A 13,604-nucleotide genomic window follows, 5' to 3' on the forward strand; every position below is an offset into this window, starting at 1 on the left:
ACCCTAGGGCATTACCAGGGACTAGGGGGTGGGGCAGGAACCACTACCGGCCGGTCGTCGCAGAGGGTCGGCCCGGTCGCACCTGTCGTCCAGTTGCCGTCATTGCTGTCACCGATCAGCCGTACGTCGAACTCGGGCGTGCCGTCGAACTGGAAGGTGCCGCAGTTATTGACGAAGGGCGCGCCGACGTTACGCGCGTCTACGTTCTCGAAGCTGGCCCAACCACCTACGCGGGCGTTGACGACGTTCGTGCCGGTGCCGTCGACCTTGACGTTGCGTACGACGACGTTGGTCACCTCGTACTGGTCCTTGACCGGCCAGTCGACCACGAACATGAACGCGTTGTACGTCGAGTCGAGGAAGCTCGAATCCGTGATCTCGATCCGGGCCTCCATATCCGACTGGAGCGCGTAGAGCCAGATCGCGCCGAGCCCGATGTTCCAGTTCAGATCGCGCGGTCCGCCGCGAACCGTGGTGTTGCGCGCGAAGACCAGCTTGCCCTCGAACGGCGTCGAGTTGAACCGCGACCCGGCCTGCAGCGTGCTGCCCTCGCGGATCGGGTCCGCCACCAGGTTGTCCGTGACGGCGTTGTCCCGGCCGCCGTAAATGGCGATGTTGTTGGCCAGCACCGGGGTCTGGACCGTGTTGTGGTCGTAGACGTTGTCGTGGTTGACCAGGCCCTGCTCGTTAGCCTCGGACCACATGGCCAGGCCGTCGTCACCACTGTTGCGGACGAAGTTGTTGGTCGCGCGGACGTGCGAGACGCCGAGGTGCAGGTTCATCCCGTCCGCGATCGAGTCGACGATGAGGTTGTCGCGGATGGTCAGCCCGCTCATCGGCCCGTCCAGCCAGATCCCGACCTTGGTGTGCCGGATGTACAGCCTTTCGATGGTCGAGCCGCCGCCGATCGCGCCACCGATACCGTTCACCTGGTCGGTGTCGATTCGCTCGCGCACGTCACTCTCGATCGCGAAGTCCGACAGGTGCACGTTGGTGCTGCCGCCCGCGTCGGCGTACTTGCCGTAGAAGCCGGGCGCGCTGTGGATCGACTTGTCGGGGGCGGGTGCCGGGAGTGGCAGCACCTTGCCCTTGATGATGGTCCACCAGTTGCCGGCGCCCTGGATCGTCACCCTGTCGACGACGATGTGCCGGTTGACCTGGAACGTGCCGGCGGGGATGAACACCTTCATTTTAAGGGCTTTCGCGACCGCGATGGTGCGTTCGATCGCGGGTGCCGCGTCGCGACGGCCGGTCGGGTCGGCGCCGAACGTCACCACGGAAAGCGAGTTCCGCGGCTGTTTCGCCGGTGCCTTCGCAAGCTCGAAGTCGGCCAGGTCGAGGACGTACCAGTCGGCCGGCGAATTCGCCGGGACCTTGAACCGGATCCGGTCGCCCGCCTGGTACGTCTTGCCGAGCAGCAGACGCTGCTCGTCGTAGAAGTGGTTCGGCCGGAACGGCTTCGCGACCGGATCCGGCTCGGGCTTCCACCAGCCCGGATGCGGATTGACATTCGGGTCGTTCGAGAACGGGTACATCCCGTACAGCCAGGCAAATTCCGAGGTCAGCGTCATCGTGTGCCGGTTCTTGCCGTTTATGAGTACGTCGAGCGGTGCCGTGATCCCGCCGCCTCCAACGGCGTCCGGGATGCTGTAGCGCAAGGTCAACGCGTTCGCCGGCCGCGAAAGCCTGAACTCGACGTACTGCCCCGCCTCGGCGAGCCTCACCGCCGTACGACCAGATGCCTCCGCGGGCAGCGTGTACGCCTCCCGACTCGGGCCGATCCGCTGGCCGTTGGTGACCGCGTTCTCGGCCTCTTGCTCAAGAAACGCGACGGTGGCGCCGCGTCCTTCCACCAGTGCCGGGTCCAGCCCTGCCCTGGTGATGACGGGCGCCGCCTCATTGGCCGACGCGGTGGTGGCGACACTGCTCACAACGGTCATCGCGAACACCGCGACAACGGCAATCCGACGGCTCCGGGACATGGGCGGCCCATCCCTCACACTCAAGGCGGCGCGCACTCACGCCCGCCTCCCGGACCCTACGCATCCCAACATCCCCGCGCAAGATCTCGACAGAGGTCGCGCAAGAAGTTCAGATCTTGGGTTCTGGGCGTAGGGCTCGGAGCCAGAGTTCGGTTTGGGCTATGTGGGCCGAGGCGGCGGTGGCGGCGGCTGCGGGGTCGCGGGTGGCGATGGCGGCGAGGATGGCTCGGTGGCCTCGGTCGCTGGTTTGTTTGATGGCGTTGAACTCGTCGCCTGGTTCGAAGATGCGGTAGTGACCGCCGCGCCCGCGGATGACGCCGGTCAGGGCGGTGACGGTCGGGTTGCCGCCGGCCTTGCAGATCGCGCCGTGGAATTCGGCATCGAGGGCCTGGATCTCCGCGGCGTCGGTGGTCGCCTCGAGCTGGTCGAGGATCGCGCCGAGCTGCGCCTCCAACTCCGGGTCCTGCCGAGCGGCTGCCGCGGCCGTCGCGTGCGACTCCAGCACCCGGCGAACCTCGAGCAGTTGCAGCACGCCCTCCAGTGGAATCAGCTCCACCGACAGCGAGAACCGGCTGATGATCTCCGCCGGATCCAGCGCCGACACGTACGTTCCGGATCCGTGCCGCGACTCGATCACCCCGAGCGCCGCCAACGAACGCGCCGCCTCGCGCAGCGAGCTCCGCGATACCCCGAGGCGGTCGCACAACTCGGGCTCGGGCGGGAACTGCTCGCCCGGCCCGATGGCGCCTGACGCGATCATCTGCCGCAGGCCGGCCAGGGCCTTGTCCGTCGCCGCCATCCGGTCCACCTCCCTCTCGAACCCCGTGAACACCTAGCTCGACGAGGGTAAGTCCTCAGACCACTATTGGTCACCTTGTGAACACATGGCTACCCAGGACGCCCAAATCTGGTTAGTGTGCTGAGACGGCTTCCAGATTCATCAGATGTCCGATGGGTTCCCCCGCACCCTGTGAGTCGTCCACCCGGAGGAGAACAACCATGCGGTACCAACCAGTGAAGTTACTCGCAGCACTGTCCGCCATGGCCGTCGCCTTGACCGCTTGTGGGCCCGGTCCGGCCGAGAAGGCCGCCGACGGCACCACCTTGCAGATGGTCGAGAGTCTGACCAACCCGACCCGTACGGCGCTCCTGAAGAAGCTGATCGGCGACTTCGAGACGGCGAACCCGGGGATCAAGGTCCAGTTGATCTCGCCCCCGACGAACCAGGCCGACCAGAAGATCCAGCAGATGCTGCAGTCCGGCAAGGGCGTAGACGTGCTGGAAGTGCGTGACTCGACTGTAGGCCCGTTCACCAGCAACAAGTGGATCTACGACATGGCGCCGGACCTGAAGGGTTGGGAGGGCCTCGACGCCCTGACGGCCAACGCGCTGAAGGTGGCGCAGCAGGGCGGCAAGTCGTACATGGTGCCCTACGGGTTCTACGGCCTCTCCTTGTTCTACCGGAAGGACCTGTCGCAGCAGGCCGGGTTCGCCGGTCCGCCGAAGAGCTGGACCGACATGGCCGAGCAGGCGAAGAAGATCAACGACCCGGGCAAGAACCGGTACGGCTACTCCTTCCGCGGCGGCAAGGGCGCGAGCGGTAACGCCGTAGCGGTCATCTCGGCGTACGTGATCGACGAGATCAACCGGGACAACGCGTTCAAGCTCACCAACGGCAAGACGATCTTCTCGTCGCCGAAGGCCGTTGACGCGCTCACGATGTACGTCGACCTGTTCAAGACCGCGTCGCCGCCTTCGTCGGTCAGCTGGGGCTATCCCGAGATGGTGCAGGGCTTCACGTCCGGTACGACTGGGTTCCTCTTGCAGGACCCGGAGGTCATCGCGACCGTCAAGGAGTCCAAGACGATCAAGGAAGACCAGTGGGGTACGGCGCCGCTTCCGGTCGGGCCTACGGGTAAGGCCGCGCAGCCGTTGGCCAACGCCGGTTGGGGTGTTGCCGAGGGCAGTACGCACAAGCCTGAGGCCGTGAAGCTGGTGAAGTTCCTGACGTCGGGTGACGCGGCTATGACGTTCTCCAAGGAGAACAGCCTCGTACCGATCCTCAAGAGCGCAGCGGACGACCCGTACTTCAAGGACGGCCCCTGGGCGTCGTACGTCGCTATGAACGAGTCACCCGAGACGTACATCGTGGTGACGCAGCCGCGCGGTGTCGCCTGGTCTACCGAGTGGGAGAACAAGGCCGACAGCGAAGTGCAGAAGCTGATCACTGGGAAGGCCCAGCCGGCAGAGATCCTCAAGGGCTGGGACGAGTACTGGACGAAGAAGTGGGCCGGTAACTGATCTATGGCCGCCACAAAATCCGTGTCCGGCCGGAAGCACTTCACCGGCCGGACCGGCTTGGTCCTGTTCGCGTTCATGCTGCCGGCGTTGGTGTTCGTCGGGCTCTTCACGTTCTACCCGTTGCTTCAGGGCGTCCAGATGGCCTTCAGGAACTACAACCTGAACGACCTGAGTGATACGTCGTGGGTGGGCCTGAAGAACTTCCAGACCCTCCTGGGCGACGAGATGTTCCGCGGCACCGTGTGGAACTCGATCGTCTGGGTGGTCGGCTCGCTGGTGCCGCAGTTCCTCATCGGGTTCACGATGGCGCTTTGGCTGCGGCGGAAATTCCGGTTCCGCGGTACGTACCAGGCGCTGGTGTTCTTCCCGTGGGCCGTGTCGGGCTTCCTGATCGGCATCCTGTTCCGCTGGATGTTCAACGGCGAGTTCGGCGTGGTCAACGACTTGCTGATGAAGACGCACCTGATCGACACACCCGTGCCCTGGCTGGCGGACGCCCGCTACGCGATGATCGCGGTCATCGTGGCGAACGTCTGGTATGGCGTGACGTTCTTCGCCATCATGATCCTGGCCGCGCTGCAATCCGTGCCGGACGAGCTGTACGAGGCGTCCGCGATCGATGGCGCCGGCAAGGTCCGCACGTTGTTCAGCATCACCATCCCGTCGATCCGGACGACGCTCGCGCTGACCGTGTTGCTGCGGGTGATCTGGATCTTCAACTCGCCCGAGCTGATCTTCGGCATGACCGGCGGTGGTCCCGCGAACGAGACGCACATCGTCACGTCGTACATGATCCAGGTGACGCAGGAAGGCGACTACGGCCGCGCTTCGGCGATGGGTCTGATGGTGGTCTTCGTCCTGATGGTCTTCGCGGTCTTCTATCTGATGGCCATCCGCCCTCGCGAGGTCAAGCGTCCCAGAAAGGTGGCCGCCGCATGATCCGGCACGAGTCGATCGCGGGCCGGATCGTCAAGTACGCCGGGCTCGGGCTGTGCCTGCTGATCACGGTCTTCCCGCTGTACTGGATCCTGGTCACGTCGTTCAAGGATCCGGGCACGATCTTCGCCTACCCGCTGCGATACTGGCCGGAGAAGTGGTCGCTGGACAACTACACCGGCCTATTCGAGCAGTCGAACTTCGCGGTCTACCTGGGCAACAGCTTGATCGTGTCGACCGTCGCGGCCGCCCTTGCGACGGTGGTGTCGCTGCTGTCGGCGTACGTGCTGGCGCGGTTCGAGTTCCGGTCCAAGGGTGCCGTGATGGGCGCCTTCCTGGTGACGCAGATGATCCCGGGCTTCATCGCCCTTGGCGCGCTGTACGTGCTGATGACGCGGATGTACCTCGTCGACAGCCGGTGGGGCCTGATGCTGGTGTACGTCGCGGTGTCGATCCCTTTGTGCACGGTGATGTTGCGCGGGTTCTTCGAGAATGTGCCGGCGTCGCTCGAAGAGGCCGCCATGGTCGACGGTTGTTCGCGTCTGTCGGCGCTGTTCCGCGTGCTGGTTCCGGTGATGACGCCGGGCATAGCGGCGTCGTACATCTTCAACTTCGTGAACTGCTGGAACGAGCTGTTCCTCTCAGTCACGCTACTGAACAGCGACAGCAACAAGACGGTCCCGGCCGCGCTCAACGGCTTCATCAGCAGCTACAACATCGACTGGGGCTCCATGTCGGCCGCAGCCGTCCTGAGCATCCTGCCCACCATGGTCCTCTTCGCCTTCGCCAGCCGCTACATAGTCGAAGGCCTAACCTCAGGCGCCGTCAAGGAATAACCCGGCCCAATCGCCACTCGACGCCGTGCCCGTCAAGTCGGATGTGCTGGGCGCCGCCATCGACAGTGATGCTGAACTTGTCGCGTGTCGGTCGGCCGACGCCATCCCATTGCCGGTGGGCGTTCTCGACCGCATCCCACAAGCGTTGGGGTCCGCCCTGGGCGACGGCGCCGCCGTCGAGGCGGGCCCACGAGCCGTCCGCGTCGGTGAAGATCGTGATCCCGCTTTCGGCCAGTTTGGTCAGGAATCGCAGACCTGGCAGAGCCGCGGACAAGACGAACTGGAAGTCATCGTCGAACCAGATCGTCTCGCCGAGATCCGTTGTTCGCACTGGGGCGATGGCCGAGGTGATGTCAGCGATTTGGCTACCGAGGTCGACTTGTCCCGGTGTCGCGCGCAGCGGCATGAAGTACGCCCCTCCCGGCAGGAACCGCCCCATCCCTTTCCTGCCGGGAGCGACGTCGATCACCGCGACGCCGGTAGCGATGGGCGCCACGATCCGTCCGCCTGGCCGGACTTGGCCCAGCCACGCACCAGGCACGGCATCGGGCGCGCAGGTAGCAATAATGCCGTCGTACGGCGCTTCGCCCGGCCAGCCGTCAACGCCATCACCGACACCGAGCGTCGGGTGGTATCCGATCGAGGCAAGCCGGCTCTTCGCATCGCTCACCAGGTCGGCGGCAATGTCGACGCTGACCACGTTCCTGTCACCGAGCCGGTGGCTCAACAGGGCAGCGTTGTAGCCAGTGCCTGTACCGATCTCCAGCACCCGATCGCCATCTGCCGGATCAAGTGCCTCAAGCATGACCGCCATCAGCGACGGCACCGTACTGGACGACTTCACATCAGGCGACACCACTAGCAGTTGGTCGCTATAGACGCCCTCGAGCCATTCGCTGGGCGTGCTCGCGTCGACCGCCGGCTGCTCAGTGGGCGACTGGCGATAGAACACCGGGACGAACACATGACGAGGCACCTCCGCGAACGCCGCCTGCCAGGCCAACGAGGTGACCGCACCATCCGCCACCAGCCGCGCGACCAGCTCATCGCGCAGTCGCTCGGCCTCGCTCTCGATCATCGCCCCGTTCACCCGATCGCACCTTTCTCCAGAACATCCGCCAACGCCGCACTGATCGGCAGCCCGACTTCCTGCTCAATCCACGCCCATTGCCCGTTCGGGTTCAGCTCGATGAACACCCACTGCCCGTCCCGCCGCACAATGAAGTCGAACGCACCGAACGCCAGCCCAAGCCGATCCATCATCACCCGCACCGCACCCGCTACCTCGTCCGGCACACGCACCACGGCGTACCTGACTACGAGTCGTACAGATCGTGGGCCAACACAGCTGGGGTGCCATTCGAGGAGACGATCAGGCGCGCAAGGACCATAGTCGACGACCACATTCAGTTGCAGGGGTCCTTCAGGATCGATTGCCTCGGCGGCATCCTCATCTGCCGCTAGCTGTTCATCGCTCTCGTAGTGAGCCAAGGCGTGGGTGATGACGACTCACGGTGTGAGGGCTACGGCTGGCGCCCGTTGGGAGTGACAGACTGGCGGTATGTCGACGGCGATGATTACTGGGCCGACCGCGGGGATTGGGCGGGCGTTCGCGGACAAGTTGGCCGCTGATGGGTATGACCTGGTGCTTGTTGCCCGGGACAAGGAACGGCTGACCGAGGTGGGGGCCGAGATCAGCGGGCGCTACGGGGTCGACTGCGAGGTGCTCGCGGCCGATCTCACCAATCCCGTGCAGTTGGCCGAGGTCGAGGAGCGGCTCGGGAACGAGGGTCGCCCGATCGAGGTGCTGGTGAACAACGCCGGGTACGGCGCGAAGAAGCCGTTCTGGGCGAACACGATCGAGCAGGAGGAGCACCAGTTCGACCTGCTCGTCCGGGTGGTGCTGCGGCTGACGCACGCGGCCGTGGTGCCGATGATCAGCCGCGGTTCGGGTGCGGTCATCAACGTGTCCTCCGTCGCCGGGTACTTCCAGCGCGGCAGCTACAGCGCGCACAAGGCCTGGGTGACCAACTTCTCCGAGGGGCTCGCGATCGAGCTGCGGTCCAAGGGTGTCGCGGTGATGGCGTTGTGCCCGGGGTTCGTACACACCGAGTTCCACGAGCGGATGGGCATGGACAAGACGATCGTGCCGTCGTTCATGTGGCTGAACGCGGAAGACCTGGTCAACGGCGCTTGGGCCGACCTGATGAAGGGCAAAGCGGTCTCCGTTCCGAGCCTCCGCTACAAGGTGATCACCGCCTTCGGCCGCTATACCCCGCGTGCTCTCATCGCCCGCCTCTCGACGGTCGGACTGGACGGACGCCGCCGCGGCTGACCAGATGTGACCACTCGTGGACGGAAAGAGACGGTTTGACCTTCAACTGACCCGTTCGGCAACCAGAATCACCTTCGCACGTCATCGGTGGGGGGTCCGCCGAGTGAGGGTTGGTCAACATGCGTTACCGGTTCTGGGTCGTACCCACTGCCGTCGCCTTCGGGCTGTTGCTCAGCGGTTGCGCCGGCGTCCAGCTCGGCCTCAAGCCCGTCCCGAGCGCCACCGACGTCAAGGTCGGACCGGCGGAGCTGCCGGTGGCCGACCTCGGCAGCGGATCGCTCACCCCGCTGATGATGCTGCGCGGCGGCGACCTCGCGAGGGCCGATCTCCGGCACAACTGGCGAATCGAGCCGGGCCAGCCGCAGATCCCGCGTTGCGGTTCGGCGATCACCCGTCGGCCGGACTCCCGCGCACGGCTGATGGCCGCGTTCACGACGGATAGCGGCGACGTCGGCGGTCAATGGCTCACCGAGTATGACGACGCGGCCACGGCGGCAACGGCGTACAAGAAGTTCATCGGGGTGATCCGGCTGTGCCCGGCGCCTGGCGGCGGGACCGTGCCTGACCAGACGCTGACCGAGGACCGGCCACTCCGGGCCGCGGTGACCACCCGGCTGCTCCGCTGGACCGACGACGGAGACGACGACATCAACCACACGTACGCCGTCACCCGCAAGGGCCGAACCGTCAGCGTCACCGTCCTCCAGACCAGCGGCGAGGACATCAAGTGGACCGCTGTCGAGGACATCGCCCGAACCGCCGGCTTCCGCCTGCCTTAGTTAGACCGAGGCGGCGGCTTTGCGGAATTCCTCGAGGGTGGCGGCGATCAACGGATGGCCGACGCCTGCCCGGCGTACGGCGGCGAAGACGCGTCGTACCGGCGCCGGCTCGGCAAGCGGTACGGCGATGGCGCCGGCGGTGTCGACACCCCGCAGGGCCAACCGCGGTACGAGTGCCACCCCCGCGCCCGTCGCGACCAGGGCCGCCACCGCCCGGAAGTCGCCCGACGTATGCACCACGAGTGGTTCGAAACCGGCCTGCTCACAAGCCATCGCGACGACGTCCCGGACCGGATTACCGACGGGCTGAGTGATCCACTCGTCGTCGGCCAGCTCGGACAGTACGACGGCCTCGGCCGTGGCCAACCGGTGCCGGGCCGGGAGTACGGCGTCGAACGGCTCGGCGTACAAGGGGATCCGGCTGACGCGACGATCGTCCAGCCGGGGTGTGCCGCGATGCTCGACCGCCACCGCGATATCGGCGTCACCGTCGAGCAGCCGGGTGATGCCCTCGTGGCCCTCGGCGTCGGTCACAACCACGCGCAGGCCGGGCGCGGACTCGCGCAGCCGGATCAGCGAGGGCGCGACGAGCAGGCTGATCGCGGTGGCGAAGGCGGCCACCCGCAGCTCACCGGTACTGCCGTCGGCGTGTTCGCGCATGGCCTGTTCGGCCCGCTCGACCTCGGTCAGGATCGTGTCGGCATGCCGCAGCAGCAGGCGGCCCGCCGAGGTGATCTCCACTCGGCGGCCGCGTCGTTGCAGCAGCTCCTGGCCGACCTCGCTCTCCAGTGCGGCCAGTTGCTGCGAGACGGCCGAGGGCGTCAGGTGCAGCACCTCGGCCGCGGCGGTCACCGTGCCGTGGTCGGCCAGCGCCCGCAATACCCGCAACCTGCGAACCTCGATCACAGTTCCCAGGGTCCCACGGCTTGCGAGATCCGCCCGGGGCTGGCCCGGGCAGATCGCCAGATTCAGCCCACCTTGTCCGGGTCGCCACCGGTGCGCTGGCCGTCCTCGAGGTCCGCGATGGCGGCCATGTCGTCGTTGTCCAGGCGGAAGTCGAAGACGTCGATGTTCTCCGCGATCCGGGCCGGGGTGACCGACTTCGGGATCACCACGTTGCCGAGCTGGAGGTGCCAGCGCAGCACCACCTGGGCCGGGCTCTTGCCGTGCTTCTTCGCGAGGTCCGCCAGCACCGGGCTGCTCAGGATGTTGCCCTGCGCGAGCGGGCTCCAGGCCTGCGTGACGATGTCGTTCTCGGCGTTGAAGGCGCGCAGCTCGTCCTGCGGAAGGCCGGGGTGCAGCTCGATCTGGTTCACCGCCGGGCGCAGGTCGGTCTCCTCGAAGAGGCGCTGCAAAGCCGGGATGTGGAAGTTCGAGACGCCGATCGCGCGCACCCGCTTGTCGGCGTACAGCTGCTCGAACGCCTTCCACGTCTCGACGTACAGGTTGCGCTTCGGCGACTGCCAGTGGATCAGGTAGAGGTCCACGAACTCCAGGCCGAGCCGGTCGAGGCTCGCGTCGAAGGCCTTCAGGGTGGAGTCGTAGCCCTGGTCGTCGTTCCAGAGTTTGGTGGTGACGAAGACCTCGTCACGGGACAGCTCGGAGGCGGCCAGCGCGCGGCCGACGCCTTCCTCGTTGCCGTAGACGGCCGCGGTGTCGATATGCCGGTAGCCGCTGCCGAGCGCGGCGGTGACGACCTCCGGAACGACCTCGTTCTCGACCTGCCAGACGCCCAGTCCCAGCTGGGGGATCTCGACGCCGTTGTCCAGAGTGATGGTGGGGACTGTGCTCATCCTCCTATCTCACGCCGTTCCAGGGCCGCAGCCCAGGAATCCGGGGTGTGACAACCACCTCATCCCTGGTCCGTAACCACCTCGAAACTCCTGGCCTCGGGCTCCAGGAACTCCAGCAGGGCGGTCCCCTCGCGCTCGAGTTCGGATTTCGAACGCTTTCCCGGTTTTCCCAACGGGGTGAGGGTGAGCGTCGCCACACCTCGTTTCTTCTCCGCCGTCCACAGTCCGGACACCTGACCGTCCACCAAGTACGTCGACTTGATCCGCAGGTTCTTCGTGAAGACGGCCGGGCGGAACTCGTCGGCGATCACGCGCTCGCGTTTCGCGTGTGCCAGCAGGAGATTGTCGAACTCGGGCAGGAACCGCACCGGCGCCTCGACGTCCGCGCCGGGACGCGGTGCATCCGGTAGGTCGTACAGGATCTTTCCGCTCTCGTCCTTGAACCGCTCCAGCTCGGACGCGTCGAACAGCGCCTTCGCCTTGGTCAGGCCGGACCAGGTCTGGAAGTCCGCCGGCGTGGCCGGGCCGAAGGCGCGCAGATACCGCTCGACCAGATCCTTCGGTACGACGTCGGGCGTGGGGGCCTGACCGAGCCAACTCTCGGCCGGGGTGAAACGGGCATTCGCCGAGTAGCCCCAGCGGGTGTCGGTCGGGACCATCACCAGCGGCACCAGCATCCGGGTGGTGAAACCGAGGGCGCGATCGTTGACCTCGGGGAACTGCTCGATCAGCGCGTCGCGAATCTGGGTGAACGTCAGCGGCTCGTCGGCGAGGATCTTGCGCGCGGCGGCGACGACCTTCTGCTGGTCGAGACCGGCCGCGCGATCGCCGAGCAGCTTCAGCCCGCTCTCCAGCACGGGCGCGAGCGTGCCGCGGAAACGCAGGTAATCGGCCTTGGTGACGAGGTGCAACGTGCCGCGGAAGAAGGTGGCCCGGACCAGCTCACGCTCATGCACGGCCTGGGTGAGATCGCTTGCCTGGAAGCCGGTCAGACGAGTCCACAAACCGACGTACGGATGTTTTGGCTCCTGTCCTTGCAGGCCGGCGAGACGGGCGACCGCCTGGGCAGGCGTCTGGTCGGCCCGCTCCAGCAGCAGCTGCCGCGCAAGCGTTGCCCGGTTGACGGCACGGGCCGAGAGAACAGTCATGCCGACATCATGTCCTGCCGCACCGACACTTCTCCGCCGATCTGCCCCGAGTTGCCCCGCGATCTGGCCTCCCGAAGGCCCACTGGTCCCACCCAGACTCGATCGGACCAACGCCTCGGAGGGACCGATTGTGAGCCACCACCAGCATGCCGCGTATTCGACGATCTCGCCCGACCTGATGGAGCACTACTCGAGTAGATGGGACGAGTCGGCGCGGTTGTCGTCGACCGTCAAAGGCCGGCTCGAGACCGAGCGGCTGCGCTATTTCCTGACCAGATACCTGCCCGGCCCGAACGCGAAGGTCGCCGATATCGGCGGCGGCCCGGGCGCGCACGCCGCCTGGATGATCGAACAAGGCCATTCGGTCGGCCTGCTCGACCCCGTTCCGCGGCATATCGAGCAGGCGCGCGCGGCCGGCGTACCGGCGCTGCTCGGCGACGCGCGCAGTCTGCCGTGGCATGACGAGACGTACGACGCGGTGCTGATGGCCGGGCCGATGTACCACCTGGTCAACAAGGCCGACCGGCTGCAGGCGCTCAGCGAAGCCGTGCGGGTGTTGCGTCCAGGCGGCCTGTTGATGGTGGTCGCGATCAACCGCACCGCCAACCTGATCGGCTCGGCCCTCGCGAACACGCTGAGCCGCCGTCGCGAAGTCGTCGAGGACATCCTGCGCACCGGCAGCAGCAGCTCAAACGAGCGGATGGCGCCGAGCACGCACTACCACGGCACTACCGTGCTGCGGACGGAGTTGACCGTCGTTGGTTTACGGCCCGTCACTTTGCACGGCCTGACCGGTCCGGGCGGCTGGCTCACCGTTGTACTCGACGCGCATCGCGCCGGCCCGCTGCCGCCGACCCTGCTCGATCCCGATCCGCTCACGACCGCCCTGGAATGCTCGCGGCTCGCCGACGACCAGCCCGAACTCGTACCGTCGAGCTCCCTGCTGCTCGGGGTCGGCTGGCGTGCGTGAAGCCAAGGTCCGCGCCAAGGCCATCGAGTACGTCGACCACGGCTGGCCCGTCGCCCGTCTCGCCGTACCCCGCCACGCCCTCTGCCCCTGCCGCCTCCGCACCTGCGTAGACCCGCACCTGCTAGACGGCGTGCCCATCGACACGGCCGCCGGTGTGGCCAACGCGTGGTCGGACGGTTTCGAGATCGCGTTGCTGACTTCGCGTTTCGACGTGATCGAACTACCGGCGGCCTTCGGCGCACCCCTGCACCACCAGCTCAAGATGACCTGCCCGACCGCGATCGCCCCACGCACCCGCCGCTGGTCCTTCTTCCTCACCCCCTTCTCGGTCCCAGCCTCCCAACTCGACCCGGTCGGCGGCGTCCTCCGAAGCGGCCCCAACGCCTGGGTCCCCGCCCCCGGCACCTACACCGAACCCACCGGCCGAACCCGCTGGCTAGTCCCGCCCTACCTCACCAACTGGCACCCGCACACCCGCACCGACCCCTTCAACACCATCCTCCGCCCCTAGTGCCCTAGGGCAA

The 13,604-nt window shown here is 66.5% G+C and carries 14 protein-coding genes; 7 read left to right on the forward strand and 7 right to left on the reverse strand.

Annotation, left to right across the window (positions count from 1 at the left end):
* Positions 1–11: 11 nt before the first annotated feature.
* Together OG394_RS28205 and OG394_RS28210 are read right to left on the reverse strand one after the other, a co-directional pair.
* A complete protein-coding gene (locus tag OG394_RS28205) occupies positions 12–1,982 on the reverse strand; it encodes a glycosyl hydrolase family 28-related protein (RefSeq protein ID WP_328990127.1) in 1,971 nt (656 codons plus the stop codon).
* Between the two features lie 109 nt (positions 1,983–2,091).
* On the reverse strand, positions 2,092–2,781 hold the full coding sequence (locus OG394_RS28210; protein WP_328990128.1) for a FadR/GntR family transcriptional regulator: 690 nt from the start codon (positions 2,779–2,781) through the stop codon (positions 2,092–2,094).
* A 200-nt stretch (positions 2,782–2,981) separates the two neighbouring features.
* Here OG394_RS28210 and OG394_RS28215 point away from each other — a divergent pair, with 200 nt between their 5' ends.
* Genes OG394_RS28215 through OG394_RS28225 form a run of 3 tightly spaced genes read left to right on the forward strand, consistent with a single transcriptional unit; the run spans position 2,982 to position 6,055 of the window.
* Positions 2,982–4,283, forward strand: a complete 1,302-nt coding sequence (locus tag OG394_RS28215) for an ABC transporter substrate-binding protein (RefSeq protein WP_328990129.1) — start codon at positions 2,982–2,984, stop codon at positions 4,281–4,283.
* A 3-nt stretch (positions 4,284–4,286) separates the two neighbouring features.
* Complete coding sequence (locus tag OG394_RS28220; RefSeq protein ID WP_328990130.1) at positions 4,287–5,222, forward strand: carbohydrate ABC transporter permease; 936 nt, start codon at positions 4,287–4,289, stop codon at positions 5,220–5,222.
* Positions 5,219–6,055, forward strand: coding sequence for a carbohydrate ABC transporter permease (locus OG394_RS28225; protein ID WP_328990131.1), 837 nt, complete (start codon positions 5,219–5,221; stop codon positions 6,053–6,055). Before OG394_RS28220 ends, OG394_RS28225 begins: the two co-directional genes overlap by 4 nt.
* Here OG394_RS28225 and OG394_RS28230 read toward each other — a convergent pair.
* The gene (locus OG394_RS28230) at positions 6,045–7,145 is read right to left on the reverse strand and encodes a methyltransferase domain-containing protein (RefSeq protein ID WP_328990133.1); all 1,101 of its coding nucleotides are present in this window, start codon (positions 7,143–7,145) and stop codon (positions 6,045–6,047) included. The two genes, OG394_RS28225 and OG394_RS28230, sit on opposite strands and share 11 nt — an antisense overlap.
* Positions 7,142–7,546, reverse strand: a complete 405-nt coding sequence (locus tag OG394_RS28235) for a hypothetical protein (RefSeq protein ID WP_328990134.1) — start codon at positions 7,544–7,546, stop codon at positions 7,142–7,144. Before OG394_RS28235 ends, OG394_RS28230 begins: the two co-directional genes overlap by 4 nt.
* Before the next feature lie 70 nt (positions 7,547–7,616).
* On the opposite strand from OG394_RS28235, the gene OG394_RS28240 reads away from it, so the two are divergent.
* Complete coding sequence (locus OG394_RS28240; protein ID WP_328990135.1) at positions 7,617–8,390, forward strand: SDR family NAD(P)-dependent oxidoreductase; 774 nt, start codon at positions 7,617–7,619, stop codon at positions 8,388–8,390.
* 119 nt (positions 8,391–8,509) lie between these two features.
* The gene (locus OG394_RS28245; protein ID WP_328990136.1) at positions 8,510–9,169 is read left to right on the forward strand and encodes a hypothetical protein; all 660 of its coding nucleotides are present in this window, start codon (positions 8,510–8,512) and stop codon (positions 9,167–9,169) included.
* Here the strand turns inward: OG394_RS28245 and OG394_RS28250 are convergent, their stop codons facing one another.
* The 3 genes from OG394_RS28250 to OG394_RS28260 form a co-directional block, all read right to left on the reverse strand.
* Entirely contained in the window at positions 9,170–10,075 is a 906-nt protein-coding gene (locus tag OG394_RS28250; RefSeq protein WP_328990137.1) for a LysR family transcriptional regulator, read from the reverse strand.
* Positions 10,076–10,137: 62 nt separating this feature from the next.
* Positions 10,138–10,962, reverse strand: coding sequence for an aldo/keto reductase (locus OG394_RS28255; protein ID WP_328990138.1), 825 nt, complete (start codon positions 10,960–10,962; stop codon positions 10,138–10,140).
* Positions 10,963–11,021: 59 nt separating this feature from the next.
* The gene (locus tag OG394_RS28260) at positions 11,022–12,110 is read right to left on the reverse strand and encodes a winged helix DNA-binding domain-containing protein (RefSeq protein WP_328990139.1); all 1,089 of its coding nucleotides are present in this window, start codon (positions 12,108–12,110) and stop codon (positions 11,022–11,024) included.
* Between the two features lie 130 nt (positions 12,111–12,240).
* Between OG394_RS28260 and OG394_RS28265 the strand changes: the two genes are divergently transcribed.
* Both OG394_RS28265 and OG394_RS28270 read left to right on the forward strand, forming a co-directional pair.
* The gene (locus OG394_RS28265) at positions 12,241–13,080 is read left to right on the forward strand and encodes a class I SAM-dependent methyltransferase (RefSeq protein WP_328990140.1); all 840 of its coding nucleotides are present in this window, start codon (positions 12,241–12,243) and stop codon (positions 13,078–13,080) included.
* Positions 13,073–13,591, forward strand: coding sequence for a hypothetical protein (locus tag OG394_RS28270; protein WP_328990141.1), 519 nt, complete (start codon positions 13,073–13,075; stop codon positions 13,589–13,591). The genes OG394_RS28265 and OG394_RS28270 overlap by 8 nt, the downstream gene beginning before the upstream one ends.
* Positions 13,592–13,604: the final 13 nt, after the last annotated feature.

Origin of the sequence: Kribbella sp. NBC_01245, assembly GCF_036226525.1 — a bacterium.
Classification (GTDB): domain Bacteria; phylum Actinomycetota; class Actinomycetes; order Propionibacteriales; family Kribbellaceae; genus Kribbella.

Bases quoted from the DNA above. Each gene is read 5' to 3' on its own strand.
- OG394_RS28205 (WP_328990127.1), bottom strand. From the start codon at position 1,982: ATGTCCCGGAGCCGTCGGATTGCCGTTGTCGCGGTGTTCGCGATGACC.
- OG394_RS28210 (WP_328990128.1), bottom strand. From the start codon at position 2,781: ATGGCGGCGACGGACAAGGCCCTGGCCGGCCTGCGGCAGATGATCGCG.
- OG394_RS28215 (WP_328990129.1), top strand. From the start codon at position 2,982: ATGCGGTACCAACCAGTGAAGTTACTCGCAGCACTGTCCGCCATGGCC.
- OG394_RS28220 (WP_328990130.1), top strand. From the start codon at position 4,287: ATGGCCGCCACAAAATCCGTGTCCGGCCGGAAGCACTTCACCGGCCGG.
- OG394_RS28225 (WP_328990131.1), top strand. From the start codon at position 5,219: ATGATCCGGCACGAGTCGATCGCGGGCCGGATCGTCAAGTACGCCGGG.
- OG394_RS28240 (WP_328990135.1), top strand. From the start codon at position 7,617: ATGTCGACGGCGATGATTACTGGGCCGACCGCGGGGATTGGGCGGGCG.
- OG394_RS28245 (WP_328990136.1), top strand. From the start codon at position 8,510: ATGCGTTACCGGTTCTGGGTCGTACCCACTGCCGTCGCCTTCGGGCTG.
- OG394_RS28255 (WP_328990138.1), bottom strand. From the start codon at position 10,962: ATGAGCACAGTCCCCACCATCACTCTGGACAACGGCGTCGAGATCCCC.
- OG394_RS28260 (WP_328990139.1), bottom strand. From the start codon at position 12,110: ATGACTGTTCTCTCGGCCCGTGCCGTCAACCGGGCAACGCTTGCGCGG.